Below are 26,756 nucleotides of genomic sequence, written 5' to 3' on the forward strand. Positions count from 1 at the left end.
CCCTCAGGCGGTGTCCAGGTCCGCGATCGCCCGGGTCAGCCAGCCGATCCAGAACGTCTCCAGGTCGAGGCCTCCCCGCAGCACGAGATGCCGCAGCCGCCCCTCGTCGGTCGTCGGCGGCGGGGTGAAGTCCCGCTCCTCGATCTCCTCGTACTCCGCCAACTGCCGCTCGTGCAGCGCGAGGTGGCGGCGCAGCTCCGCGCCCATGCCGTGCGTCCCGACGACCGCGGCCGCCCGCATCCGCAGCAGCAGCGGATCGCGGACCGGCCGGGGGTCCTCGGGGTGCGCCACCCAGGCCGCCAGTTCCTCGCGCCCCGCGGGCAGCACCTCGTACTCCTTCTTCTGCCCCCGGGCCGGCGCCGCCGTGGGCAGCGCCCTGATCCGTCCGGCCTGCTCCAGTTTGCCCAGCTCGCGATAGATCTGCTGGTGGGTCGAGGACCAGAAGTAGCCGATCGACCGGTCGAACCTGCGGGTCAGTTCCAGACCCGAGGACGGCTTCTCCAGCAGGGCGGTGAGAATCGCGTGCGGCAGTGACATGACGTGCATCCTAAGGACGGGGGTGCGCGGTGGTACGGGCCCCCGGCGGGGTGGGGTCAGAGCGTGGCGGCCAGCTCCGTGCCCTGGCGGATGGCCCGCTTCGCGTCCAGCTCGGCCGCCACGTCCGCGCCGCCGATCAGATGGACCGGGACGGCCCGCGCGCTCAGCTCCTCGTACAGCTCGCGACGCGGCTCCTGGCCCGCGCACAGCACGACCGTGTCGACCGGCAGCACGCGCCGCTCACCGTCGACGGTGAGGTGGAGGCCCTCGTCGTCGATGAGGTCGTACGAGGCGCCGGCGATCATCTCGACGCCCCGGTGGCGCAGTTCGGTGCGGTGGATCCAGCCGGTCGTCCTGCCGAGCCCCGCGCCGACCTTGGTCGTCCTGCGCTGGACCAGGTGGACCGTGCGCGGCGACTCGGGGCGCTCGGGGGCGCGCAGCCCGCCGCGCTCCGCGTAGGCGGTGTCGACGCCCCACTGCCGGAAGAACGTGTCCGCGTCCAGGCTCGCCGCGTCGCCGCCGTCGGTCAGGAACTCCGCGACGTCGAAGCCGATGCCGCCCGCGCCGACGATCGCGACCCGGTCGCCCACCGGCGCCCCGTCGCGCAGCACGTCCAGGTAGCTCACGACGTTCGGGTGGTCCGTGCCGGGGATCGCCGGGGTACGCGGCTCGACGCCGGTGGCCAGCACGATCTCGTCGAAACCGTCCAGGGTCCCGGTGTCGGCCCGGGTGGAGAGCCGCACGTCGACGTCCAGCTCCGCAAGCCGCGTACGGAAGTAGCGCAGCGTCTCGTCGAACTCCTCCTTGCCCGGCACCCGGCGGGCCACGTTCAGCTGGCCGCCGATCTCGTGCGCCGCGTCGAACAGGGTCACCGCGTGCCCCCGCTCGGCCGCCGTCACCGAGCACGCGAGGCCCGCCGGACCCGCCCCGACCACGGCGACGCGCTTACGGGTCCGGGTCGGGCTGAGCACCAGCTCGGTCTCGTGGCAGGCGCGCGGATTGACCAGACAGGAGGTGATCTTGAGGCTGAAGATGTGGTCCAGGCAGGCCTGGTTGCAGCCGATGCACGTGTTGATCGCGTCCGCCCGGCCCGCCGCGGCCTTCGCGACGAACTCCGGGTCGGCCAGGAACGGGCGGGCCATGGAGACCATGTCCGCCCGGCCCGAGGCGAGGATCTCCTCGGCGACCTCGGGGGTGTTGATGCGGTTGCTCGTCACCAGCGGTACGGAGACCGCGCCGCGGACCTTCTCGGTCACCCAGCTGAACGCGCCGCGGGGTACGGAGGTGGCGATCGTGGGGATCCGCGCCTCGTGCCAGCCGATGCCGGTGTTGATGATCGTCGCGCCCGCCGCCTCGATCTCCCGCGCGAGCGTCACGACCTCGTCCAGCGTCGATCCGCCCGGCACCAGGTCCAGCATGGAGAGCCGGTAGATCAGGATGAAGTCGTCGCCGACCCGCTCACGGACCCGGCGAACGATCTCGATGGGAAGCCGGATGCGGTTCTCGTACGAGCCGCCCCAGCGGTCGGTGCGGTGGTTGGTCGCGGCGACGATGAACTCGTTGATCAGATAGCCCTCGGAGCCCATGATCTCGACGCCGTCGTACCCGGCGAACCGCGCCAGCTCCGCCGCCCGGACGAACTCCTCGATGGTCTCCTCGACCTGCTCGTCGGTGAGCGCGTTCGGGACGAACCCGCTGATCGGGGCCTGGATCGCGCTCGGGGCCACCAGATCCGGGTGGTGCGCGTAGCGGCCGAAGTGCAGGATCTGCATCGCGATCCGGCCGCCCGCCGCGTGCACCGCCGTGGTGATCTCGCGGTGCTGCTCCGCCTCCGCCTCGTCCGTCATCTTGGCCCCGCCGGGGAAGGAACAGGCCCGCTCGCTGGGGGCGATGCCGCCGGTGACCATCAGGCCGACGCCGCCCCGGGCGCGCTCGGCGTAGAAGGCGGCCATCCGCTCGAAGCCGCGCTCGGCCTCCTCCAGACCGATGTGCATCGATCCCATGAGCACCCGGTTGGGCAGGGTGGTGAACCCGAGGTCCAGCGGGCTCAGCAGGGTCGGGTACGGGCTCATCCGGGATCTCCTCCGCAAGGGGTCGTCGCGTCAGTTGTAGACCACGCCGAACCGCTTATGCAACAAGTTGCACAATGATCTGCGTCGCACGCCGGGGCGTGCGGCGTCCGGCCCGTGCCCCGTACGGCGTAGTCGGCCGCGCCCGTCGGCCACCCGCCCACGAGAGTGGGATCCGTATCGGAAATCCCTCGTCACCCCCTCGCCCCGGGAGTCCTCATGGTCTGCTTCAACCGGCGTGATCTCGGTCTGCTCGCCCTGCGCGTCGGCACCGGCGCGGTGCTCGCCGCCCACGGCAGCCAGAAGCTGGCCGGCTGGTTCGGCGGCGGAGGCATCCAGGGCACCACGGCGGCGATGGAGGCGATGGGGTTCCACCCGCCCAAGCACAGCGCCGTGGCCGCCGGGCTCGGCGAGGCGGGTGGCGGTGTGCTGCTGGCGCTGGGGCTCGCCACTCCGGCGGCGGGCGCGGCGGCCGCCGGGGCGATGGCCGGTGCGGTGGCCGTGCACGCACCGGCGGGCTTCTTCGCCCAGGGCGGCGGCTACGAGTACCCGGCGTTCCTCGGGTTCACCGCCGCGGCCATCGGTCTGGCCGGCCCCGGGCGCTACTCCGTGGACCACGTCACCTGCCATGTCTTCGACCGGCCCTGGATGGTCGCGCTGGCCTTCGCGGGCAGCGCGGCCGCGGCCGCCGCGGTGGTCGGCAGGCGGGCGAAGGGACAGGCGGCCCAGAAGCAGGAGACGTCCTGATGAGCGAGGACCCGTCCCGGGCCGCTGATCCGTCCGGCTTCGGGCAGGGGCCCGGTCAGGGCGATACGCCGTGGCAGCGCGGCGACGGTCCGGCCGGGCGCGCTCCCGCGCCCGACCCGGACAGCCTCTGGGTGACCGGCGGTGTGCTCTTCGCCGGGGTGCTGATGCTCTGCCAGGGCGCCGTCGCGGCCCTGGAGGGCATCGCGGCCCTGGCCGACGGTGACGTCTACGGCGACGTCGGCGAGTACGTCTACCGCTTCAGCCTCGACGGCTGGGGCTGGATCCACCTGGTGCTCGGCGTCTGCGTCGCCGTCACCGGGGCGGGACTGCTCAAGGGGGCGCGATGGGCCAGAGTGGCCGGCATCGTCTTCGCCTCCCTGAACCTCTTCGCGCACTTCCTCTTCCTGCCGTACGCGCCCCTCTGGTCGGTGATCGTCATCGCCCTGGACATCTTCGTGATCTGGGCGCTCGCCGCCTACCGGGACCCGGGCCGGGCGCCCGGGGACGCGCTGCGGCGGCCTTGATGCCTCAGGACCTCCCGCGGCTCAGCGCCCCCGGCCACCACGCCTTCGGCCCGATGTCCCGGACCAGCGCCGGGACGAGGAGCGACCGGACGACCAGCGTGTCGAGCAGGACGCCGAAGGCCACGATGAACGCGATCTGGACCAGGAACGCCAGCGGGATCACGCCCAGCGCCGCGAAGGTGGCCGCCAGGACGACACCCGCCGAGGTGATGACCCCGCCGGTCGTGGTCAGCCCGCGCAGGATGCCCTCCCGGGTGCCGTGGCGCAGCGACTCCTCCCGGACCCGGGACATCAGGAAGATGTTGTAGTCGACGCCCAGGGCGACCAGGAACACGAATCCGTACAGCGGAACCGATGAATCCGTGCCGCTGAAGCCGAACACATGGGTGAAGGCCAGCGAGGAAATGCCCAGCGTGGCCAGGAAGTTCAGCGCCACCGTCGCCACGAGCAGCACCGGCATGAGCAGCGACCGCAGCAGGAAGACCAGGATCACCAGGATGATCGCCAGCACCACCGGCACGATCAGCATGCGGTCGTCCTCGGCCGTGCGCTGGGTGTCGTACTGCTGCGCGGTGTAACCGCCGACCAGGGCGTCCGATCCCGGTACCGCGTGGACCGCGGTGCGCAGCGCGGCGACCGCCTCCTTGGCCCCGTCGCTGTCCGCCGCGTCCTCGAGCGTCGCGTCGATGCGGACCTTGCCGTCGACGACGAGAGGTTCGCCGCCCGGCCGCCCGCCCGCGCTCACCGGCACGGCCGAGTCCACCCCGTCGGTACGCTCGGCGGCCTCGGTCACCTCGGGCAGGCGGTCCGCCGCGGCGATGATCACCGCCGGATTGCCCGAGCCGCCGGGGAAGTGCTCGCTCAGCGCCTCCTGGGCGGCCACGGACGGGGCGTCGTTGACGAAGATCTCGTCGAGCGGCACCCCCTTGGAGGTGAGCGTCGGGGCGAAGGCGGCACAGGCGATCAGGGCCGCCAGGGTGATCGCCCAGACCTTGCGGGGCGCCCGGTCGACGAGGGCCGCGACCCTGTGCCAGATGCCGTGGCCACCGGACACCTGGTCCTCGGCGGGCTTGGGCTTCGCCGGCCAGTAGGCGGTCCGGCCGAGCAGGACCAGTGCGGCGGGCAGGAAGGTGAGAGCGCTCAGGACGGAGCAGACGATGCCGATCGCGCCCACGGGGCCGAGGGCCCGGTTGTTGGTGAGGTCGCTCAGCAGCAGCGCGAGCAGACCGGCCGCGACGGTCGCGGCGCTCGCCGTGATCGGACCGAAGGACTCGCGCAGCGCGACCCGCATCGCGGCGAACCGGTCGCCATAAACGGCGAGTTCCTCCCGGAACCGGGCGGTGAGCAGCAGCGCGTAGTCCGTCGCCGCGCCGATCACCAGGATCGACAGGATGCCCTGAACCTGGCCGTCCACGCGCACGATGTCGTGGTCGGCGAGGACGTAGACGATCGCACAGGACAGACCGAGGGCGAAGACCGCGCCGAGGATGATGACGAAGGGCAGCAGCACACTGCGGTAGACCAGCAGCAGGATGACCAGCACCGTGATCAGGGCGACCCCGAGCAGCAGCCCGTCGATGCCCGCGAAGGCGTCGGACAGATCCGCCTGGCTGGCGGCCGGCCCTGCGAGCTGGACCGTCGTACCGGACACGGACGCGCCCGCCTTCTCGACCTCCTCCAGCACCGTCGGCAGCTCGTCCCCGAGGTCCGGGCTCAGCTGCACGATGCCCTGGAGCGCGAGGCCGTCTTCGGCCGGCAGCGCGGGGGAGGGGGTACCGACGACGCCGTCGCTCCCGGCGAGCGAGGCGAGGGCGCCGGTGGCGGCCTCGCGCTGCTCGCCGTCGACCGGGGCGTCCTTCTTCGCCGAGGTCCAGACGAGGATGACCGGCAGGGTCTCGTTCTGCTGGAACGCCTTCTGGGCTTCGATGACTTGCGTGGACTCGGCGTTCTGGGGCAGGAAGGCTGCCTGGTCGTTGGTGGCGACCTCGCCGAGCTTTCCGGCATACGGTCCGAGTCCGCCGCCGATGCCGAGCCAGGCGATCAGCAGGACGACGGGGACCAGCCAGCGGACCGACCGTGCAGGGGTGGGCATGTCTCTCCCGAGGGGTGGAGATGTCTCATCGGTGAACAATCTCAATCGTTGAAATACATTACGCGACGGCTCGCCCGGGAGTTCGTACGGGGGGTGGAGGGGCCCGCGGGCGGGAGGGTTGTTCAGCGACGCGCCGGAGGCACCTCGGCCATTTCCTCGTTCATCGCGGCGAGGAAGCGCAGCACAGTCGTCAGTTCGCCCTCGCTGAACCGTGCTCGGGCCCGTGCCGTGGCCTCGGCGAGCGGCATGAAGTAGTCGCGGGCGACGGTCCGGGCGCTCGGCTCGTAGTACACGTGCACCACCCGGCGGTCGGCGCTCTCCCGGGCCCGGCGGATGTGCCCGGCCCGCTCCAGCCGGTCCAGGCAGGCGGTCACCGCACCGGAGGTGAGGCCCAGATGCTCCCGCAGAGCCCCCGGCGTCAGGGGCGACGGGGCGTCGAGGATGGCCCCGAGCGCGCTCACGTCCGTGGGGTGCAGTCGCTGGTTCACCGCGAACCCGTGGGTCATCCGGTTGATCTCGCCGTTCATCCGGCGCAGCTCGACCGCGAAGGCCTGGAGGTCTGCGAGCGGCGCCTCGGAATCCGAGGCGCCGCTCCGGTTCGGTCGGTCGTCGGCGTGTCTCACGCCTTCAGCGTATAGAACCCCCGTTCAGGTGCCCGCGGTGTCATGAGGACGGCGGCATGAGCACCGTGTCGACCAGGTTCACCGTGGCGTTGGCCGTCGGCACGTTGCCGCAGACGATCTTCGAGGAGTCGTTCACCGTGAACTCGGTGCCGGAGCCCTTCGTCGTGAGGTCGCTTCCTTCCAGCGTCTTGAAGGTGCCGTCCTCCATCTGCTGCGTGGTGACCTTCTCGCCCACCACGTGGTACGTCAGCACCTTGGTGAGCTGGGCCTTGTCGTTCAGGAGTGCCTCCAGATCCGCCTGCGGGATCTTCTCGAAGGCGGCGTTGGTCGGCGCGAACACCGTGATGTCCTTCGCGTTGTTGAGGGTGTCGACCAGACCGGCCTTCTTCACCGCCTCGACGAGAGTGGAGAGCTCGGGGTTGTTGGACGCGGCGGTGGCGACCGGGTCCTTCGCCATGCCTTCCAGGCTGCCCGCACCCTCCTTCGGTACGGAGGCGCATGCGGGCCCGTACGGCTCTGCTGGGGCCTCGGCCTGCGCCTGGGGGGCGAAGAACGCCAGAGAGGCGGGAAAGGCGAGGGCGGCGGCGGCCGCCGCGGTGCGCTGCAGGCGGGTGATCGTCATGATGTCTCCTCCGGCGAGCGAGGGGGCTTCTCCATCGCCCCGTGAGTCTTCTGCGTCCCTTCCACACTGACCCGCGACCTCTCGCCGCGCCTGTCGCGTCGTTTCTGCGTCGAAAGGGCCTCGGGGGACTTCACCGGGTCGGCCCGGGATCCTCACGGCATCGATCCGGGACCTTCACTGCATTGATCCGACGTACGGGGGCAACCGGGTGACATGAATAGCCGTTCAGTAACAGCGCAGGGGCGTGGCCAGGCACGGCGGGCCGCGAACAGTGACGCCATGGAGGCGGCGGGTCGCGCCGGGTTCGTCGCCCGCGGGGTGATCTACGTTCTCGTGGGCCTGCTCGCCCTGCGGATCGCGTTCCCCGGAGGAGATGAGAAGCAGGCCGACCGGGGCGGTGCGGTCGCGGAGATAGCCGAGAAGCCCTTCGGTACGGCCCTGCTGTGGGTGCTGGGCGTAGCCGTGGCGGGCATGGCGCTGTGGCGCCTTTCCGAAGCGCTGTTCGGCGGTGCCGGGCCCGACGAACACAAGCCGCGCAAGCGGGCCATGGCGGCCGGCCGTGCGGTCTTCTACGCCTTCGTCGCCTACTCGGTGCTCTCCTTCGCCGCCGGAAGCTCCGGCAGCGGCGGAGGCTCGTCCGACCAGCAGTCGCAGGACATCACCGCCAAGGCGCTCGGCTGGCCGGGCGGTCAGTGGATCGTCGGGATCGGCGGCGCCGTGGTGGCCGGCGCGGGCCTGTGGATCGCGGTCCGGGCGATCATGCGCAAGTACCGCAAGCACCTGAAGCTGTCGCAGATGTCCCGCCGGGTCCGCCAGGCCGTGGACGTCACGGGGGTGTTCGGCGGAGCGGCCCGCGGCAGTGTCTTCGCCGCGGCGGGGGCGTTCGCCATAGCCGCCGCCATCGAGCACAAGCCCGACAAGTCCAAGGGGATGGACGACACCCTGCGCTCCTTCGCCGACACCCCGGTCGGCCCGTGGCTGCTGGTGCTCATCGCCCTCGGACTGGTCGCCTTCGGCGTGTTCTCCTGGTTCAACGCCCGCTACCGCAAGGTCTGAGCAGACCCGTCACCCAGCGGGCCTCCCGCCGCCGCCCTCCTGCGGGCGGCGGCTTCGCGTGCGGCCTGCTCGGGGTGGCGCCGACGCCAGTACGGGTTGTCGTGCGGGAGGCCGCCGGTCACCCGCCCGTACATCCCGAACGTGAGGATCAGCAGCCCCATCACGAAACTGAAGATGACGTTCGCCATGCTGAAGTCCAGGATGTTCGCGGCCCGGTCCAGGATGAAGATGTGGACGAAGCCGCTGAGCAGGAAGAGCGAGCCGACGGTCATGTTCACCGTGGAGGCGACATTGCCGCCCACCACCGCACCGGTGATCAGCACCGCGCCGACGAGCAGCGAGATCAGGCTGAGAAGCCCGTTGGACGTCATCCCGGCGATCTGGCTGCCATCGGTGTCGAAGAAGCTCAGCTGGTTCGCGAAGCCGAGAGAGCCGAACACCATCAGGATCGCTCCGCAGAGCGCTGCGCCGATCCGGTACACCGCCGCCAGCCGGTGATCGGTGGGCAGCTCGTCGCTCAGTTTCATGGCCGTCTCCCGTTTCCTCGCGCCGCACGGCGGACGTGGTCCGTGATCAACAGCGAACCGCGCGCGTACGCGCTGAGCAACATGCGTCGTTTTTGCGCCGTATGTTTGCTATATGAGTGTATCCACTGGTATGGCTGCGCACGTCTTGTGTAACGGTGGTCTGACCACGGGTGCGGTGGCCCGCCTCCTGGGCGTCGCGCCGACGACGCTGCGCTCGTGGGACCGCCGCTACGGCATCGGGCCGGCCGCACGGGAGGACGGGCGCCACCGCCGCTGGACCGAGGCGGACATCGCCGTGCTGCGGAACATGTGCGCCCTGACGAGCGCCGGTCTGGCCCCGGCCGAGGCCGCCCGTACCGTCCTGGCCGGACCGTCCGGCGCGAGGCCGTCGGACGGCCGCATCGCGGGCGTCCGATCGTCCGGCACGGGACTGCCGGGCACCGGAGCGTCGCCACGGGCACTCTCGGGATCCGGATCGACGGGCGCCGGGTCGTCCGGAGTCCCGGCTGCGCCCCGCCCGGCGCCCGCTTCCCGGCCTCCCGAGCCGCTTCCGGTCGGCCGGGCCCGCCAGGAGTGCCGCGGTCTGGCCCGGGCCGCGGCCCGGCTGGACGCGCCGGCCCTGGACGAGCTGCTCACGGCGGTGCTCGACCGCTACGGACTCCCGGCCGCCTGGGACGAGGTGATGATGCCGGTGCTGCACGCGGTGGGCCGTAAGTGGGAGACGGCGGGGGAGCGGTACATCGAGGTCGAGCATCTGTTGTCGTGGCACGTCTCCGGCGCGCTGCGCGGGGTCGCGGCCGGCCGGGCCCCCGCCCCCGGCGCGGGCCTCGCCCTGCTGGCCTGCGCGCCCGGCGAGACCCATACCCTCGCCCTGGAGGCCCTCGCCGCGACCCTCGCCCAACAGGGCCTGCCGGTCCGCATGTTCGGTGCGGCCCTGCCCGCCGAGGCGCTGGAGGACGCGGTCCGGCGCACCGGCCCCGCCGCGGTGGTGCTCTGGGCGCAGTCCCGGAGGACGGCGAGCCCCGCGCTCGTGGCCCGGTTGGACGCGCTCGAATGGGGCGTGCGGGGCGCGCGCAGGCGTCCCGTCGTCTGCGCGGCCGGACCCGGCTGGGCGGGGCGGCAGCCGCCGGGGGCCCGGCGCCTGTCCGGGCTGGCCGACGCGGTGGACGCCCTGGCCGCGCTCTGAGGGGTCCGGTGGACGCTCCAGCGGACCCGGGGCCTCGCCCCGCCGGACACCCCTGTCCCCGCCGTCAGCCCAGGAAGTCCGACAGGCCCGTCAGGAGCCGCTCCACATCCTCCGCGTCGTTGTACGCCGACAGCCCGACGCGCAGGCCGCCGCTCTCGCCGAGCCCCAGGTGCCGGGATGCCTCCAGGGCGTAGAACGACCCGGCGGGCGCGTGCACCCCGGAGCGGGCGAGGGCACGGTAGGCGTCCCTCGCGTCCCGGCCCTCGAAGGTGAGCAGGAGGGTGGGGGTGCGTTCGGCGGCCCGCGAGCGCACCGTCACCCCGCCCAGATCGCGTACCCCCTTCTCCATGCTCTCCCGCAGCGCGGTCTCGTGGGACTCGATCGCCGCGTACGCCGACAGCAGCCGCTCGCGACGCCCCGCGAGCCCCGTGGCCGCTACGGTGCCCAGCTCCGCGATGAAGTCCACCGCCGCACGGGTCCCCACCATCAACTCGTACGGGAGCGTGCCGAGTTCGAAGCGCTCCGGTACGGCGTCGGTGGACGGCGCAAGCTTCTCCGGGCGGAGGGTGTCGAGCAGTTCCGGCCGAGCGGCCAGCACCCCGTGGTGGGGGCCGAAGAACTTGTACGGGGAGCAGACGAGGAAGTCCGCCCCGAGCCGCTCCAGGTCCACCGCGCGGTGCGCCGTGAGGTGGACCCCGTCCACGTACAGCAACGCGCCTGCCGTGTGGGCGAGTCGGGCGACGGCCGGGATATCGGGCCGGGTGCCGATCAGATTGGAGGCGCCGGTCACCGCGACCAGCCGGGTCCGCCCGGTGATCTGCGCGCCGACGGCCTCCGGAGGCAGTTCGCCGGTCGCCGGGTCGAAGTCTGCCCACCGCACCACCGCCCCCATCCGCTCGGCCGCCTGCACCCACGGGCGGATGTTGGCGTCGTGGTCCAGCCGGCTCACCACCACTTCGTCCCCCGGCTGCCATGTCCGGGCCAGCATGCGCGAGAAGTCGTAGGTGAGCTGGGTGGCGCTCCGGCCGAACACGATCCCGCCCGGATCCGCGCCCAGCAGATCCGCCATCGCCTGCCGGAATTCCCGGACGATCTCCTCCGCGTTGACCTCTCCGGGCAGAGTGGAGCCCCGGTTGGACAGCGGGCGGCTCATCGCCTCGCCGATCGCGGCGACGACGGAGGCCGGGGTCTGGGTGCCGCCGGGGCCGTCGAAGTGCGCCGTACCGGAGCGCAGGGCGGGGAACTGTGCGCGCACCGCGCTGACGTCGTACGACAAGGAGGCTCCTCGGTTCGCTGATGGCTGCCGGATCTCGCCGCGATCATCGCAGGGCGGAGCCCTCCGGCGGAAGGAGCGCGGGGCCATGCCGCCGCGCACGGGCTGGTGAGGAGCGCGCGGCGACACCGTTTGCGCGCGGGCGCGCGGCTCGCCGCTCCGACGTACGCCCGAGCGTGGGAATTCTTCTCCCGGCGCACCGTAATGCGCCGTCTCCCGGCATAGCGATGATCCTACGAAGAAATGTCCCCGAAACGTGACCTCGCTCGGTTGTGCGATCCTTTCCGTATGGCTTCCGGGAACAAAAGCGCCGGTCGATTTATCTCGGTCGGGCGTGGTTAAAGCCATGGGATCGGGAAATAGATGATCTGGGCTGATGGGGTCGGGGGCATCAGTTCACGCCACGGCCGAATTTCATCGGAGCCGGGTGTCTGAAAGGCGTCAGCGCGGGGCCATGGTCGCCCCGGAGTTCACCGAGGCTCTCAGGGCCGCGGCCTGCGCTGATGCGGAACAATTGATCTCTCTCCCAGTTGCGTTCCCTTGTGGGGGTCACGTATGGACGAGCGCGAGTGCGCCGCCGATGGCGAAATCCATTCGGCCGACTATTCGGTTTCCGGGACGGGGGTGGTAAGGAATTCGGCGTCCCGCATTCTCCGTGTCGTCGCCTACCCCGTCCTCCTCCTCGCGGTCGTGGGCGTTGCGGCGTTCGCATTGCGTCTGCGATGGGATCCGGCATGGGTGGGACCGCTTTTCCTCATCGGGGTGATCGCCTATCTGGCGCTCCTGGAGCGCTTGATTCCTTACGACCCGGACTGGCACCCCGGAAAGGACGAGTGGCGCTGGTACGGCATCTACTTCCTGCTCACCATGGCCGGAAGCGGACTGGCGCAGCTGCTGGTCGCTCTGGCCGTCGGCCTGATCTCGCCGGAGGAACCGGCCCGCCACCTCTGGGCCGAGATCCCCGGCGCCCTCCTCACCGGATCGCTGGTGAGCTACGCCGTGCACCGGCTGGGCCATCGGAACGCCCTGCTCTGGCGCCTGCACGGGGTGCATCACGTGCCGGAGAAGGTCAACGTCGCCAACAACGGGGTCAACCACGTGCTGGACATCGTCCTGGCGCAGAGCCTCGTCCAACTGGCCCTGGCCCTCGTCGGCTTCTCGCGCCCCGCCGTCCTGGTGGCCGGCCTCTTCGTCGCCGCGCAGGGCTACTTCGTCCACGCCAACATCGACGTCCGCATCGGCCCGCTCAACCATCTGCTGGCCGGCCCCGAGCAGCACCGCCTGCACCACAGCACCGATCTGTCCGAAGCCGGCCACTACGGCTCCGACCTGTCGTGCTGGGACCACCTCTTCGGCAGCTTCACCTGGCGCCCCGGCCGCGAACCCACCGCCGTCGGCCTGCACGATCCCGCCTCGTTCCCCGAAACCGGCGAGATCCTCGCAGCCCTTCTGCACCCCTGGCGACGCAGACCCGCCCCGCGCCCCGGACCGGAGTGACCGCCGCCCCCGCCTCGTGCTTCACCACGAATCACCGCACCACGACCTGAGGAGTTCGAATGGCCGACGCGAACAGCCGGGCGTTACGGGACAAGGTGGCGATCATCGGGATGGGCTGCCGCCTGCCCGGCGGCGCCTCGGACCACCGCTCGTTCTGGCGGAACCTGGTGGCGGGCAAGGACTGCATCGTCCCCACCCCGCCCGACCGGTACGACGTCCGCACGCTCGGCAGCCGGTTCCGCGACAAACCCGGGCGCCTCGTCGGCGGCCGCGGCGGATACATCGACGGCTTCGACGAGTTCGACCCCGCCTTCTTCGGCATCAGCCCCCGCGAGGCCGACCACATGGACCCGCAGCAGCGGAAGCTCCTCGAAGTGGCCTGGGAGGCGCTGGAGGACGGCGGCCAGCGCCCCGCCGACCTCGCCGGAGGCAACGTCGCCGTCTACGTCGGCGCCTTCACCCTGGACTACAAGATCCTGCAATTCGCCGATCTGGGCTTCACCTCGCTGGCCGCCCACACCGCGACCGGGACCATGATGACGATGGTCTCGAACCGCATCTCGTACTGCTTCGACTTCCGCGGCCCGAGCCTGTCCGTCGACACGGCGTGCAGCTCCTCCCTGGTCGCCGTCCACCTCGCGTGCCAGGCACTGCACAACGGGGAGACCGACCTCGCACTGGCCGGCGGCACCCTGCTGCACATGGCCCCGCAGTACACCGTCGCCGAGACGAAGGGCGGGTTCCTGTCGCCCGAGGGCCGCTCCCGTACGTTCGACGCCGCCGCCGACGGCTACGTACGGGCCGAAGGCGTCGGCCTCGTCGCGCTGAAGCGGCTGGACGACGCCGTACGGGACGGGGACCGGATCCACGCGGTGATCCTGGCCAGCGGCGTCAACCAGGACGGCCACACCAACGGCATCACCGTGCCCAACCCGGACGCCCAGGTCGACCTGATCCGCCGGGTCTGCGCCGAGGCGGGCATCACCCCCGGCGACCTCCAGTACATGGAGGCGCACGGCACCTCCACCCCGGTCGGTGACCCGATCGAGGCGAACGCCCTGGCCCGCGCGCTCGCCGTCGGACGGGCTCCCGGCGCCCGCGCCTATGTCGGCTCGGTCAAGACCAACATCGGCCACACCGAATCCGCGGCCGGGATCGCCGGGCTGATCAAGACCGTGCTGAGCATCGAGCACCGCACGATCCCGCCCCACATCAACCTGGAGAACCTCAACCCCGCCATCGACCCGGCGACCCTGCCCTACGAGATCCCCACCCGGCCCACCGACTGGCCCGCTCACGATGGGCCCGCCCGCGCCGGGGTGAACTCCTTCGGTTTCGGCGGTACCAACGCCCACGTCGTCCTGGAGGAGGCCCCGCCGCAGGTTCCCCCGGCCCCCGGGAGCACCGCGTCTTCCGGGCGGCGCTGGAGCATCCTGCCGCTCAGCGCCCGCCGCCCGGGCGCCCTCGCGGAGATGGCGGCCGGGATCCGGGCCGAGCTGGCGGGCGACAACGGCCCGGCCGTGGCCCTCGACGACCTCGGCCACACCCTGGCCCACCGCCGCCAGCACCTGCCCGAACGGCTGTGTGTCGTCCACTCCTCCCGCGCCTCTCTCGACGAGGCCCTGGCCGCCCACGAGCGGGGCGAGCCGCACCCCCGGGTCGTTCACGGCCGGGCCCGGGACGCCGCCGACCGCAAGCTGGTCTGGGTCTTCACCGGCATGGGCCCCCAGTGGTGGGGCATGGGCCGGCAACTCCTGGAAGCGGAACCGGTCTTCCGGGACGCCGTCACCGCGTGTGACCGCGCGCTGCGGGAGTTCGCCGACTGGTCCCTCGTCGAGGAGCTGACCGCCGACGCATCCCTCTCCCGGATGACCGAGACCTGGCTCGCCCAGCCCGCGAACTTCGCCGTACAGGTCGCCCTGGCCGCCCTGTGGCGGTCCCACGGGGTGCGCCCCGACGCCGTGGTCGGCCACAGCACCGGCGAGATCGCCGCCTTCCACGCGGCAGGCGTCTACTCCCTGCGGGACGCGGCCAGGATCGTCGTGCACCGCAGCCGCCTCCAGCAGACCCTGGCCGGCACGGGCACCATGCTCGCCGTCAGCCTGTCCGAGGACGAGGCGGAGCGCCGGGTGCGCCCCTACCGCGACCGGGTCTCCATCGCCGCCGTCAACAGCCCCACCGCGATCACCCTGGCCGGGGACGAGGCGGCGCTGACCCTGCTGGCCGAAGAGCTGCGGGCCGAGCAGCAGTTCGCGAAGTTCCTCACCGTGGAAGTGCCTTACCACAGCGGAGGCATGGAACGTATCAAGAACGAACTGCTGGCAGAACTAGCACCGTTGGAGCCGCGTCCCACCCAGGTGCCGCTGTATCTCACCGGGGACGAAGGGGTCGCCCGGGGCGAGGAGCTCGACGCCGCCTACTGGTGGAAGAACGTCCGTGACCGGGTCCGCTTCCGCTCGGCGATCGACCGCATCGCCGACGACGGCCACCGCGTCTTCCTGGAGATCGGCCCGCACCCGGTCCTCGGCCACGCGATCCGCGAATGCCTCGACGCGGGCGGGAGGCCCGCGCTCACCCTGCCCTCGATCCGCCGCCGGGAGGACGAGACCGAGCGCTTCGCCGCCTCGCTCGGTACGCTGCACACCCTCGGCGTCCCCATCGACTGGGACCTGCTCCAGCCCACCGGCCGGCCCGTCACCCTGCCCCGCCACCCCTTCCGGCGCGACCGCCACTGGACCGAGCCCCGCCCGGTCGCCCAGGTCCGGCTCGGCCACCGCGACCACCCGCTCCTCGGCCGCCGCACCGATGCCACCGAACCGACCTGGCAGGCCCGCCTGGACACCGAGGCCCTGCCCTACCTCGCCGACCACCGCATCCAGGACACCGTGGTCTTCCCCGCCGCCGGCTACCTGGAGATGGCGGCCCAGGCCGTCCTGCGGCTCACCGGCGGCACCGCGGCCGTCCTCGCCGACATCGACCTGCGCAAGGCGCTCTTCCTGCCCGACGGCGAGGACCGCACCGTGGAGGTGTCGCTCTCCCTGGAGAACGCCGCCTTCACCATCGCCTCCCCGACCGGTGAGGACGGCGAACGGGCCGTCCACGCGAGCGGAGTCGTCCGCACCGGCCAGCGCCGCCGTACCGCTCCACCGCTCGACGCCCCCGCGATCCGGTCCAGGACCCACCGCCACCTCGAAGGCCCCGACTGCTACACCGCTCTCGCCGCCCTCGGCTACCACTACGGGCCCGCCTTCCAGGCCGTGCAGGAGGTCTGGATCGGCGCCGACGAGATCCTCGCCCGGATCCGCCCGCCCCGGGCGATCGGCGACGGCGCCGCCGGCCACCACCTCCACCCCGTCCTCCTCGACGCCTGCTTCCAGGCCCTCCTGACTCCGCTGATCCCGGCGGCACCCGAGGACCGCCCCCCGGCCACCGGGATCAGGCTGCCGCTCTCCCTGGACGAGGTCGCCCTCGAACCCATCGGCGACCAGCCGTTCTGGGCCCACGCCACCCTGCTGCCCGCCGACGCGGACACCACCCTCGGCAACATCGCCCTGTACGCCGACGACGGCACACCCATCGGCCGCATCGAGGGCTTCCGCGCCGCCGACGTCGAGAAGGCCGCCACCGCTGTCGCCCGCACCACGATCGACTCCTGGCTCGCCGAACCCGTCTGGACCGACTGCCCGCCGCTGCCGGCCGAGGACGCCGAAGCCCTGCCGCGGGACGTGGACTGGCTGCTCCTCGCCGATGCCAGAGGCACCGCGGACGCCTTCGCCGCCCTGGCCGGCGCCCGGGGCGAACGCTGCCGCCTGGTGCGCCGGGGGGCGGCCTACACAGCCTCCGCCGACGGCCGCACCTACACCGTCGACCCCGGGTCCGACGCCGACCTGCGACGCCTCTTCGCCGACCTCGACCGCGACGGCGGGCCCTTCCGGGGGACCGTCCTGCACCTGTGGAACCTCGACGCCCCCGCCCTCGCCGCCTGCGACCGGACCGCCCTCGGCGACCACACCGGCGCGGGCGCGTACTCCCTGATCGCGCTGGCCCGGCTGCTGTCCGCCCGGGGCGAGGGAGGCCGCCTGCACATCGTCACCCGGGGCGCCCAGCCCGCCCTGCCCGGCGAAGCACCCGAACCCCTCGGAGCACCCGCCTGGGGCATCGGCCGCGTCCTGCGCCACCAGGAACTGACCGACCACCCCGGTAAGCTCATCGACCTCGACCCGCGGCGACACCCCGGCCCCGACGGCGTCCGGGCCGAGGCCGCCGCACTCCTGGCCGAAGCGCTCAGCGACGACGAAGCGGAGATCGCTCTGCGCGACGGCCGCCGCCGCACCGGCCGCCTCCGCCCCGCCGGGAACCTCACCCGACCGCTGCCGTTGCGCCTGCGAGCCGACGGAAGCTACCTGGTCACCGGTGCGTTCGGCGCGCTCGGACGGCTGCTGTGCCGCACGCTCGTACGCCGGGGAGCCCGGCGGATCGTGCTGGTCGGGCGTGCCCCCGTACCGCCCCGGGAGAAGTGGGCCGGCACCGACCCCGGCACCGTCGAGGGCCGGGCCGTGGCCCTGCTCCGCGAGCTGGAGGCGCTCGGCGCGCAGCCGGTCCCGGCGACGTTCGACATCACCGACGAGGACGCCCTGACCGGCTGGCTCGACGCCCATCGGCGCAGCGGAGCGCCGCCCGTGCGCGGAGTGTTCCACCTCGCCGGCCAGGTCCGCGACACGCTCGTCGCCGATCTCGACCGGGCCGCCTTCGACGCCGTCCACGACCCCAAGACCGTCGGCGCCCATCTCCTGCACCGGCACCTGCGGGACGAACCCCTCGAACACTTCGTGCTGTTCGCCTCGATCGCCTCCCTGCTGACCACGGCGGGCCAGACCAACTACGCCGCAGGGAACGCCTTCCTGGACGCCCTCGCCCACCACCGTCGCGCCCAGGGCCTGCCCGCGCTCAGCCTGGACTGGGGCCCCTGGGCCACCGGCATGATCGAGGAACTCGGCCTGGTCGAGCACTACTTGCACAGCCGGGGCATGAGCTCGCTCTCCCCGGACACGGGCATGGCCGTCCTGGAGCGCGTCATCGGCCAGGACCACGCCCAGCTCGTCGTCGCCACCGTCGTCGACTGGCCGGCCTTCCTCGCCTGGTACCCGTCCCCGCCGCCACTGGTCACCGACCTCGCTGCCGCCGCCGCCCCGCCCATGGACACCACTTCCGGCAACGGGTTCCTCGACACCTTCCGCGCCGCCGGTGACGAGGCCCGACGAGCCCTCGTCGCCGAGCGGTTCGCCGCCCTGGCCGCCAACGTCCTGCGTACCGGCGCCGACCGCATCGACTCCGCCACCGGCCTCGGCGAACTCGGCCTCGACTCGCTCCTCGCCATGGAGCTACGGGCCCGGATCCACGCCGAACTCGGGGTCGCCCTGCCCGTGGTCGCCCTGCTCAGCGGCACCCCGGCCGGGGAACTCGCCGCTCAGCTCCACGACGGACTCACCGCCCTGGCCGCGGCGGAAGACCCCGCAGGGACGGCAGGCACGGTCCAACTCCACAGCGACGAGCGGCAGTACCCGCTGACCCAGAACCAGAAGGCGCTCTGGTTCCTCAAGCACCTCAACCCCGAAGGTTACGCGTACAACATCGGCGGGGCCGTCGAGGTGAACGTCGCCCTCGAACCGGACCTGATGTTCGAGGCCGTCCGCCGGCTCATCGCCCGCCACCCCGCGCTGCGCACCAACTTCCACCTGGAGGACGGGCAGGCCGTGCAGCGGGTCTCCGAGGACGCCAGGACCGACCTCGCCCTCTTCGACGTCCGGGGCGAGGACTGGGAGACCGTCCACGCCACGATCATCGAGGAGTACCGCAAACCCTACGACCTCGCCCACGACCCGCTGATCCGCTTCCGCCTCTTCCAGCGCGGTCCGGACCGCTGGATCATCATGAAGGCCGTCCACCACATCGTCTCCGACGCCATCTCCACGTTCACCTTCATCGAGGAACTCCTGGCCATCTACGAGGCGTTGCGCCGCAACCAGGAGCCCCAGCTCCCGCCGGTCGAAGCCCGCTACCTCGACTTCCTCAACCAGCAGAACACCTTCCTGGCCGGGCCCGAAGCCGCGGGCATGCTCGACTACTGGCGGTCCCATCTGCCGGCCGAGGTCCCGCTCCTGGACCTCCCCGTCGACAAACCGCGCCCGGCGGTCCAGACCCACAACGGGGCCTCGGAGTTCTTCGTCCTCGACGACGCGCTGAGCGCCCGCGTCCACGCCCTGGCCCGGACGCACGGCGTCACCCCGTTCATGGTGCTGCTCAGCGCCTACTACCTCCTGCTGCATCGCTACTCCGGGCAGGACCACATCGTCGTCGGCAGCCCGGTGACCGGTCGTACACGGCAGGACTTCGCCTCCGTCTACGGCTACTTCGTCAACCCGCTCCCCCTGCACGCCGACCTGTCCGAGGACCCGAGCGTCGCCGAACTGCTGCAACAGGTCCGCCGGACCGTGCTCGGCGGCCTGGACAACCAGGAGTACCCCTTCGTCCTCCTCGTCGAGAAACTGGGCCTCCAGCACGACCCCAGCCGCTCCGCCGTCTTCCAGGCGATGTTCATCCTCCTCACCCACAAGGTGGCCACCGAGCAGTACGGCTACCGTTTGGAGTACATCGAACTACCTGAGGAGGAAGGGCAGTTCGACATAACGCTGTCCGCCTACGAGGACGAGGCGGAGGGCCGGTTCCACTGCGTGTTCAAGTACAACACCGACCTCTTCCTCCCCGAGACCATGCGGCGCATGGCCGCCCACTACACCCGGCTCCTCGACCGGATGACCCGCGCACCGGGTAGACAGCCCGCCTCCCGGCTGGCGATGCTCGGCGACCGGGAGCGGGAGCGGCTCGTGGGGGAGTGGAGCCGCCCGGCCCTGCCGTCCACCGCCGGACACCGGGACGACGAGCCGTTCACCCCGGTCCACGCGCTGATCGCCCGCGCCGCCGCCGAACATCCCACGGCCGTCGCCGTCACCACGCCCTCGGCGCACGGTGGAGCGCACCGGCTGACCTACGCGGAACTGGAGCGGCGGGCTGCCGACACCGCAGCCCGTCTGCGGACGCTCGGGATCGGCGAAGGCTCCGTGGTCGTACTCCGCCTGAACAAGTCGCCCGAGCTGATCGTCGCCCTGCTCGCCGTGCTCAAGACCGGCGCCGCCTACCTCCCGGTCCGGCCCGACCAGCCCGGCGACCGGCTCGCCCACCTCGTATCGGCCACCGGAGCGCAGCTCGTCCTCGTCGCCGACGACGCCGGCCCCGGGGCGACCGGAGACCTCGGCGCACTGACCGCGCCCACGCTCACCCTCACCGCCCTCGCCCGCACCGAACCACACCCGGAAGGACCGGCGGTCCAGGCCGCTCCGGACTCGCCCGCGTACGTCGTCACCACCTCAGGGTCCACCGGCCGCCCGAAGGCCGTCCGCGTCAGCCACCGCAACCTCGCCTCCGCACACGCCGCCTGGCAGCAGGCGTACCGGCTGGACACCGACGTGACGACCCACCTCCAGATGGCCGACCCCTCCTTCGACGTGTTCACCGGCGATCTGGTGCGTGCCCTGTGCTCGGGCGGCACGCTCGTCCTGGCCGACCGCGACCTCCTCTTCGACACCACCCGCCTCTACCGCACGATGCGTCAGGAACGCGTGGACTGTGCGGAGTTCGTCCCCGCCGTCGTACGCGGTCTGATGGACCACTGTGCACGGGAGGGGCTGCGGCTGGACTTCCTGCGGCTGCTGGTGGTCGGATCGGACGCCTGGAGTGTGGGGGAGTACCGCAGGCTGGCCGAGCTGTGCGGCCCCGGCACCCGCCTCGTCAACTCCTACGGCCTCACCGAGGCCACCATCGACAGCGCGTATTTCGAGGGGCCCATCGACGACCTGGAATCCGGCGTGATGGTCCCGATCGGCCGCCCCCTGCCCAACAGCACCCTCCACATCCTCGACACCCACGGCGAACCCGTCCCGCCCGGCGTGCCCGGCGAACTCTGCATCGGCGGCGACGGCGTCGCCCTCGGGTACGCCGGGGACCCCGAGCAGACCGGCGAGCGCTTCGTCACCCGTACCCTCTCCAGGGCCCCCGGCGCCCGCGCCGAACGGCTCTACCGCACCGGCGACATCGCCCGCTGGGACGCGCACGGCCGGGTTCATCTGCTCGGCCGGACCGACGGACAGATCAAACTGCGCGGTCACCGCATCGAGATCGGCGAGATCGAGGCGCACCTCGCCCAGTGGCCGCCGATCGCCCGCGCCGTCGTCACCGTACGCACCGACACCGGGGGAGACGCGGCCCTCTGCGCCTACTGCGTACCGCGGGCCGGCGCCGCCCTCGACGTCCGGGCACTGCGCCGCCATCTGGCCCGCTCACTGCCCTCGTACATGATCCCGTCCCACTTCACCGAGGTGCCCGCTCTGCCACACACCGCCAACGGCAAGGTCGACACGGCTGCCCTGCCCGCCCCACGGGCCGGGGCGGGCGACCGGCCGCACGAGGAGCCCGTGACGCTGTACGAGGTGAGCGTCGCCCGGCACTGGAAGACGCTCCTGGGATGTGAACAGGTCGGCCTGGAAGACGACTTCTTCGAACTCGGCGGCAGCTCGATCAAGCTCGTCGAACTCCTCCACCACCTGCGCACCGAGTTCGGCGTCGGCGTCCCCGTCAGCAGGCTCTACCAGGTCACCACCCTGCACGGCATGGCCGCCACGGTGCAGGACGTCCTGCTCGGGGCGAGCGCCGAGGAGCTGCCCAGCCTGACCTTCAACGCCGGACAGCACCCCGTCCTCTTCTGCTTCCCGCCCGCCGGCGGCCACGGGCTCGTCTACCGGGGTCTGGCCGCCCAGCTCCCGGACCACCGCGTCATCGGCTTCAACTACCTCCCCGGAGACGACAAGGTCGCCCGGTACGCCGACCTGATCGAGGCCGACCGGCCCGAAGGTCCCTGCCTGCTCCTCGGCTACTCCCTCGGCGGCAACCTCGCCTTCGAGACCGCCAAGGAGCTGGAGCGGCGCGGTCGCCGCGTCGCCCATGTCGTCATCCTCGACTCCCGCCGCATCCTCACCGCCTACGAACCGGACCCCTCCGGCATCGCCGCCTTCGAGGCCGAACTCGCCGACCACGTACGCAAGCACACCGGATCCGACGCCGTCACCCACGAGACCCTCGCCCATGCCGCCGAATACCTCGCGTTCTGCGGGCGCACCCCCAACACCGGCACGGTCGCCGCGACGGTCACCGTCATCACCGACGAGGAGAAGGCGGCCCTCTACGCCGCCGGGGAGCACGGCACCTGGCACGGCAGCTCCACCGGCGCGACCGCGGTCCTGCGCGGCTCCGGCGTCCATGCCGACATGCTCGACGCCAAACACCTGGTCCGCAATGCCCAGTTGGTCCGGTCGGTCATCGCCGGGGAGGCGGCCCATGTCGGCTGACGACACGACCGGGACCACCGGGGCCACCGACCCCTGCGCCCGCACGGAGTCCTCCGACTCCCGCGATTCCTCCGACTGGACGACCAGGGAACGCACGCCCGGCACCCCGCCCCGCGTCATCGTCGTCGGTGCGGGCGTGGCCGGCCTCTCCACCGGCTGCTACGCGCAGATGAGCGGCGCCAGGACCCGCGTCTTCGAGAAGCACGTACTGCCCGGCGGCTGCTGCACGGCCTGGTCGCGGGACGGCTACCTCTTCGACTACTGCATCGAATGGCTCATCGGCACCGCCCCGGGCAACGACGCACACCAGGTGTGGGCCGAACTCGGCGCGCTGGACGGCAAGTCCGTCACCAACTTCGAGCTGTTCAACAAGGTCGAGGACGAACACGGCCGGTCGGTGACGTTCTACAACGACCCCGACCGCCTGGAGGCCCACCTCCTGGACATCTCGCCCGCCGACGCCCCGCTCATCCGGGCCTTCACCTGGGACCTGCGGCAATTCATCGACATCGAGCTGTATCCGTTCCTGACCGCGCCCGCCCTGCGGACCGTACGGGAACGGGTCGAGACCCTGCGCACGGTGCTCCCGGCCTTCCGGCTGTTCTGGCGGACCGCGGCCACGCCGATGCACGTGTTCGCCGACCGGTTCCAGGACCCCCTGCTCCGCAAGGCGTTCCGCAACATCTTCTTCCAGGACCCGGAGGGCTTCCCGCTGCTGCCGTACCTCTTCAACATGGCCGCAGCCCACCACGGCAACGCCGGTTTCCCTCAAGGGGGTTCGCTCGGCCTCGCCCGGTCGATCGAGGAGCGCTACCGGAACCTGGGCGGCACGATCACCTACCGGGCCCGCGCCGAACGGGTCCTGGTTGAGAACGACCGGGCGATCGGCATCGAACTACGGGGCGGAAAGCGGTATTTCGCCGAGCACGTGGTCTCCGCCTGCGACGGGCACACCACCGTCTACGGACTGCTGGGCGGCCGGTACACCGGCCCCCGCATCGACAAGCTCTACACCGACCTCCTCCACCGGCCCGGCGCCCTCTTCCCCGCCGTCGTCTCCGCCTTCGTCGGCCTGCGCGGCGACCTGGACCCCGACGAGGCGCACAGCACCACCCACCTCCTCGGCCCGGACGACGCGGACCACCTCCCCGGCGCGCTGCAGGACAGCCTCGTCGTCCAGGCCCGCTCCCGCTACTCGGGAGGCTTCGCACCACCCGGCTGCTCCGTCCTGCACTGCACGTACTTCAGCGACTACGCCCACTGGAAGGACCTGCGCACCAGGAACCGCAAGGAATACCGTCGCCGCAAGCGTGAAGTCGCCCACTTCGTCCGAGACTTCCTGGAGCGCCGCACCCCCGGCCTCGCCGACCGCATCGAGATGATCGAGGTCGCCACACCCGCCACGACCCACCGCTACACCGGCAACCTGGGCGGCTCCATCCTCGCCTGGAAGGCCTTCTCCGACGCCGATGACGTGGCGGCGCGTCTGGTCGGCAGGGACCGGATGCGGCTGCCCGGACTGAGCGGCTTCTCCATGGCCGGCCAGTGGGTCGGCATGGGCGGCCTGATCCGTGCCGCCTCCACCGGCCGCTTCGCCGTCCAGTACCTCTGCCGCGAACTGGGGCTGGAATTCCGAGCCTGGGAGAGCAAGGGCGACGAACCGTGGCACCCCGGGAAGCTGGGGCACCTGCCCCAGCTCGACCGGTGGTCGGCGCGGGAGAGCGGGGGCTCATGAGCGGCGACGGGAACCGGCCCCCGCGTGGCGGCGGCGCGCGCGGAACCCGGGAGACGATGATCATCATCGGGGCCGGGCTCGGCGGCCTCTCCACCGGCTGCTACGCCCAGATGAACGGCTACCGCACCCGCATCCTGGAGATGCACGAGATCCCCGGCGGCTGCTGCACCGCCTGGGAGCGCGGGGGCTTCACGCTGGACGCCTGCGTCAGCTGGCTCCTCGGCAGCGGCCCCGGCAACGAGATGCACCAGATCTGGCTGGAGCTCGGTGCCCTCCAGGGCAAGGAGATCCGCCACTTCGACGTCTTCAACATCGTGCGCGGCGCCGACGGCCGGGCCGTCCACTTCTACTCCGACCCCGACCGCCTCGAAGCCCACCTCATCGGCATCTCACCGGCCGACACCCGCCTCGTACGGAAGTTCTGCGGGCAACTGCGCAGCTTCCGCGAGGCGTTGGCCGTCTACCCCTTCCTCAAACCCGTCGGACTGATGGGGCGCCGGGAGCGCTGGCGGATGCTCGCCTCGTTCCTGCCGTACTTCAACGCCGTGCGCACCACGATCACCGTCCTGATGACCGACTTCTCGGCGCGCTTCAAGGACCCGCTGCTGCGGGAGGCCTTCAACTTCATCCTGTACGAGAAGCACCCGGCCTTCCCCGTCCTTCCGTTCCACTTCCAGCTCGCCTCGCACGCCAACCTCTCCGCGGGCGTCCCCGAGGGCGGCTCCCTCGGTCTCGCCGAGTCGATCGAGGCCCGCTACCGGCGGCTCGGCGGCGAGGTCTCGTACAACACGAGGGTCGAGTCGGTGATCGTCGAGGACGACCGGGCGGTGGGTGTCCGGCTCAGCGGCGGCGGCGAACTGCGGGCCGACATCGTCGTCTCGGCCTGCGACGGCTACACCACCACGATGAAGTTCCTGAAGGGCGCCTACCTGGGCGAGGAGTACCGCAAGCTCTACACCGAGACCATCCACGAGCCCGGCATGGTCTTCCCCGGCTACTTCACCCTCTTCCTCGGCCTCTCCCGCCCCTTCCCCGAGGGCGACCCCTGCACGACGCACCTGATCGACGAGTCCCTGGCGGCCGAGCTGACCGGGATCCGGCATCCCAGCATCAACGTCCAGTTCCGCAGCCGCCATTACCCCGAGCTGTCCCCGGACGGCACCAGCGTCGTCTACGCCACCTACTTCTGCGACATCGCCCCCTGGCGCGCCCTGGACGAGGGCCCCGAACAGGTCACCCGTACCCGCGGCGGCCAGGAGCTGCACACCCTGCCCGTACGCCACGGGCGCGGCTACTACGCGGCGAAACGGCGAGCCCGCGAGGCGCTCGTCGGCTTCCTCGAACAGCGCCACCCCGGCCTGCGGGACGCGATCGTCGTCCGGGACGTCTCCAGCCCCCTCACCCAGGTCCGCTACACCGGCAACTACGACGGGACCGTGCTCGGCTGGCAGCCCTTCGTGGAGAGCGGCGAGAAGCTCGAAGAGCTGATCAAGAAGCACGGCCCCGGCCTTCCCGGACTGCGCGACTTCTACCAGTCCGGCGTCTGGGCCACCACCGGCGGCCTCATCCGGGCCGCCGCCGCCGGGCGCCACGTCATGCAGTTCGTCTGCCGCGACGACGGCAAGCCCTTCACCGCGTCGATCGACCTCACCGCACCCCCGCCGACCCACCGGGTGATCCCCGTGCCCGTCCGCCCCGCCACATCGATGGAGAGGAAGCCATGAAGATCGCCACATGGGTGGTCCGCGAGCACATGGAGGGCGTCCCCGACGTGGACCGCGTGTACGAGAAGGTCGTCGAGCACGTCGACGTCACGCTGGCCCCCGACGAGATGCTGTTGCGCACCCTGTACGTCTCCGTCGACCCCTACCTCCAGGGCATCGCCCTCGACACCCCCATCGGCCGGCACATGGGCGCCGACTCGATCATGGAGGTGGTGGAGGCCGGACCACGCGCCGCCCACCGCGTCGGCGACCTCGTCCAGGGCTTCGGCGGCTGGCGTACACATGTGATCTCGACCGGTGTCCCCGAACTCTGGCAGACCGGCACGTTCCCCATGGTCTTCCCGGCGTACCGCAGGCTCGACCCCCGGTGGTACGACGACGCCCTGCCGCTGTCGACCGCCCTCAGCGTGATGGGCGGTCCGGGTATGACCGCGTGGGGGACCCTCTCCAAGTACATGACGATCAACCCTGGCGAGACGCTCGTGGTCAGCGGGGCCTCCGGTGCGGTGGGGGCCCTCGTCGGCCAGCTCGCGGCGCTCGACGGGGCCCGGGTCATCGGCACCACCTCGTCCCCGGAGAAGGCGGACTACCTCACCGGGCTCGGGTTCGACGCGGTGGTCGTCTACCGCCACGGGGACGGCGAGGACACCGTGCGCGAGGCGCTGGCCCGGGCGGCCCCCCACGGCGTCGACCGGTACTTCGACAACCTCGGCGGCACGGTCACCGACGCGGTGTTCTCCCTGCTCAACATCGGCAGCCAGGTGGCGGTGTGCTGGCAGTGGGCGACCCAGGTCGGCAATGACGACACCGGCCCCCGGCTCCTGCCCTGTCTGATGTTCCCGCGCGCCACGGTGCGCGGCATCTTCTCCCTGGAATGGTTCACCGAACGCAACTGGCAGGACCTCCACACCGAGCTGGGCGGCCGGGTCCGGCGCGGGGAGGTCGTCTGCGACCACACCGTGTACCACGGCTTCGACGCCATCCCCGCCGCCTACGCCAGCCTCTACGGCGACCGGGCGGCCAACCGCGGCAAGGTACTCGTCGAACTCTGAGCGCCGCCGCTTCTCTCCCGCCGCTCCAACGCCC

Annotated in this window: 16 protein-coding genes; 9 read left to right on the forward strand and 7 right to left on the reverse strand. The window is 71.8% G+C overall.

What is annotated here, in order from left to right; all coding sequences use genetic code 11:
- Nucleotides 1–3: 3 nt before the first annotated feature.
- Complete coding sequence (locus RNL97_RS29265; RefSeq protein ID WP_030584882.1) at nt 4–537, reverse strand: PadR family transcriptional regulator; 534 nt, start codon at nt 535–537, stop codon at nt 4–6.
- Between the two features lie 56 nt (nt 538–593).
- Nucleotides 594–2,609, reverse strand: a complete 2,016-nt coding sequence (locus RNL97_RS29270; RefSeq protein ID WP_030584879.1) for an NADPH-dependent 2,4-dienoyl-CoA reductase — start codon at nt 2,607–2,609, stop codon at nt 594–596.
- Between the two features lie 216 nt (nt 2,610–2,825).
- Between RNL97_RS29270 and RNL97_RS29275 the strand changes: the two genes are divergently transcribed.
- Entirely contained in the window at nt 2,826–3,353 is a 528-nt protein-coding gene (locus RNL97_RS29275; protein ID WP_030584876.1) for a DoxX family protein, read from the forward strand.
- The gene (locus RNL97_RS29280; RefSeq protein ID WP_199814207.1) at nt 3,353–3,877 is read left to right on the forward strand and encodes a DUF7144 family membrane protein; all 525 of its coding nucleotides are present in this window, start codon (nt 3,353–3,355) and stop codon (nt 3,875–3,877) included. The genes RNL97_RS29275 and RNL97_RS29280 overlap by 1 nt, the downstream gene beginning before the upstream one ends.
- A 4-nt stretch (nt 3,878–3,881) precedes the next feature.
- On the opposite strand, the gene RNL97_RS29285 is transcribed toward RNL97_RS29280, so the two are convergent.
- From RNL97_RS29285 to RNL97_RS29295, 3 genes are all read right to left on the reverse strand, one after another.
- Complete coding sequence (locus RNL97_RS29285) at nt 3,882–5,969, reverse strand: MMPL family transporter (RefSeq protein WP_243315919.1); 2,088 nt, start codon at nt 5,967–5,969, stop codon at nt 3,882–3,884.
- 122 nt (nt 5,970–6,091) lie between these two features.
- The gene (locus RNL97_RS29290) at nt 6,092–6,592 is read right to left on the reverse strand and encodes a MarR family winged helix-turn-helix transcriptional regulator (protein ID WP_030584867.1); all 501 of its coding nucleotides are present in this window, start codon (nt 6,590–6,592) and stop codon (nt 6,092–6,094) included.
- Between the two features lie 40 nt (nt 6,593–6,632).
- Nucleotides 6,633–7,214, reverse strand: a complete 582-nt coding sequence (locus tag RNL97_RS29295) for a fasciclin domain-containing protein (protein ID WP_243315920.1) — start codon at nt 7,212–7,214, stop codon at nt 6,633–6,635.
- Nucleotides 7,215–7,427: 213 nt separating this feature from the next.
- Between RNL97_RS29295 and RNL97_RS29300 the strand changes: the two genes are divergently transcribed.
- Nucleotides 7,428–8,270, forward strand: coding sequence for a DUF1206 domain-containing protein (locus RNL97_RS29300; protein ID WP_078652057.1), 843 nt, complete (start codon nt 7,428–7,430; stop codon nt 8,268–8,270).
- Here the strand turns inward: RNL97_RS29300 and RNL97_RS29305 are convergent.
- Nucleotides 8,255–8,797, reverse strand: coding sequence for a DUF4383 domain-containing protein (locus tag RNL97_RS29305; protein WP_030584858.1), 543 nt, complete (start codon nt 8,795–8,797; stop codon nt 8,255–8,257). The genes RNL97_RS29300 and RNL97_RS29305 overlap by 16 nt on opposite strands.
- Nucleotides 8,798–8,909: 112 nt before the next feature.
- Here RNL97_RS29305 and RNL97_RS29310 point away from each other — a divergent pair, with 112 nt between their 5' ends.
- The gene (locus RNL97_RS29310) at nt 8,910–9,983 is read left to right on the forward strand and encodes a MerR family transcriptional regulator (protein ID WP_050500084.1); all 1,074 of its coding nucleotides are present in this window, start codon (nt 8,910–8,912) and stop codon (nt 9,981–9,983) included.
- A 64-nt stretch (nt 9,984–10,047) separates the two neighbouring features.
- Here RNL97_RS29310 and RNL97_RS29315 read toward each other — a convergent pair whose 3' ends face one another.
- Nucleotides 10,048–11,259, reverse strand: coding sequence for a cysteine desulfurase-like protein (locus tag RNL97_RS29315; protein WP_243315922.1), 1,212 nt, complete (start codon nt 11,257–11,259; stop codon nt 10,048–10,050).
- A gap of 552 nt (nt 11,260–11,811) precedes the next feature.
- Between RNL97_RS29315 and RNL97_RS29320 the strand changes: the two genes are divergently transcribed.
- From RNL97_RS29320 to RNL97_RS29340, 5 genes are read left to right on the forward strand one after another with little or no spacing between them, the layout of a single operon-like run.
- Nucleotides 11,812–12,753, forward strand: coding sequence for a sterol desaturase family protein (locus tag RNL97_RS29320; protein ID WP_030584850.1), 942 nt, complete (start codon nt 11,812–11,814; stop codon nt 12,751–12,753).
- Nucleotides 12,754–12,812: 59 nt separating this feature from the next.
- Nucleotides 12,813–22,211 carry a non-ribosomal peptide synthetase/type I polyketide synthase gene (locus tag RNL97_RS29325; protein WP_313751396.1) on the forward strand — a complete coding sequence of 3,133 codons (9,399 nt, stop codon included), beginning with the start codon at nt 12,813–12,815 and terminating at the stop codon, nt 22,209–22,211.
- Nucleotides 22,201–23,946 carry a phytoene desaturase family protein gene (locus tag RNL97_RS29330; RefSeq protein ID WP_313751397.1) on the forward strand — a complete coding sequence of 582 codons (1,746 nt, stop codon included), beginning with the start codon at nt 22,201–22,203 and terminating at the stop codon, nt 23,944–23,946. Before RNL97_RS29325 ends, RNL97_RS29330 begins: the two co-directional genes overlap by 11 nt.
- Entirely contained in the window at nt 23,943–25,670 is a 1,728-nt protein-coding gene (locus tag RNL97_RS29335) for a phytoene desaturase family protein (RefSeq protein ID WP_030584840.1), read from the forward strand. Before RNL97_RS29330 ends, RNL97_RS29335 begins: the two co-directional genes overlap by 4 nt.
- Complete coding sequence (locus RNL97_RS29340; protein ID WP_030584837.1) at nt 25,667–26,722, forward strand: MDR family NADP-dependent oxidoreductase; 1,056 nt, start codon at nt 25,667–25,669, stop codon at nt 26,720–26,722. The genes RNL97_RS29335 and RNL97_RS29340 overlap by 4 nt, the downstream gene beginning before the upstream one ends.
- The last annotated feature ends 34 nt before the right edge of the window (nt 26,723–26,756 follow it).

It is taken from the genome of Streptomyces parvus (genome assembly GCF_032121415.1).
Lineage (GTDB): Bacteria > Actinomycetota > Actinomycetes > Streptomycetales > Streptomycetaceae > Streptomyces > Streptomyces globisporus_A.

Excerpts from the sequence above, each read along its gene's own strand:
- RNL97_RS29265 (WP_030584882.1), bottom strand. The coding sequence starts at position 537 with ATGTCACTGCCGCACGCGATTCTCACCGCCCTGCTGGAGAAGCCGTCC.
- RNL97_RS29270 (WP_030584879.1), bottom strand. The coding sequence starts at position 2,609 with ATGAGCCCGTACCCGACCCTGCTGAGCCCGCTGGACCTCGGGTTCACC.
- RNL97_RS29275 (WP_030584876.1), top strand. The coding sequence starts at position 2,826 with ATGGTCTGCTTCAACCGGCGTGATCTCGGTCTGCTCGCCCTGCGCGTC.
- RNL97_RS29280 (WP_199814207.1), top strand. The coding sequence starts at position 3,353 with ATGAGCGAGGACCCGTCCCGGGCCGCTGATCCGTCCGGCTTCGGGCAG.
- RNL97_RS29285 (WP_243315919.1), bottom strand. The coding sequence starts at position 5,969 with ATGCCCACCCCTGCACGGTCGGTCCGCTGGCTGGTCCCCGTCGTCCTG.
- RNL97_RS29295 (WP_243315920.1), bottom strand. The coding sequence starts at position 7,214 with ATGACGATCACCCGCCTGCAGCGCACCGCGGCGGCCGCCGCCGCCCTC.
- RNL97_RS29300 (WP_078652057.1), top strand. The coding sequence starts at position 7,428 with ATGAATAGCCGTTCAGTAACAGCGCAGGGGCGTGGCCAGGCACGGCGG.
- RNL97_RS29305 (WP_030584858.1), bottom strand. The coding sequence starts at position 8,797 with ATGAAACTGAGCGACGAGCTGCCCACCGATCACCGGCTGGCGGCGGTG.
- RNL97_RS29310 (WP_050500084.1), top strand. The coding sequence starts at position 8,910 with ATGAGTGTATCCACTGGTATGGCTGCGCACGTCTTGTGTAACGGTGGT.
- RNL97_RS29320 (WP_030584850.1), top strand. The coding sequence starts at position 11,812 with ATGGACGAGCGCGAGTGCGCCGCCGATGGCGAAATCCATTCGGCCGAC.
- RNL97_RS29325 (WP_313751396.1), top strand. The coding sequence starts at position 12,813 with ATGGCCGACGCGAACAGCCGGGCGTTACGGGACAAGGTGGCGATCATC.
- RNL97_RS29330 (WP_313751397.1), top strand. The coding sequence starts at position 22,201 with ATGTCGGCTGACGACACGACCGGGACCACCGGGGCCACCGACCCCTGC.
- RNL97_RS29335 (WP_030584840.1), top strand. The coding sequence starts at position 23,943 with ATGAGCGGCGACGGGAACCGGCCCCCGCGTGGCGGCGGCGCGCGCGGA.
- RNL97_RS29340 (WP_030584837.1), top strand. The coding sequence starts at position 25,667 with ATGAAGATCGCCACATGGGTGGTCCGCGAGCACATGGAGGGCGTCCCC.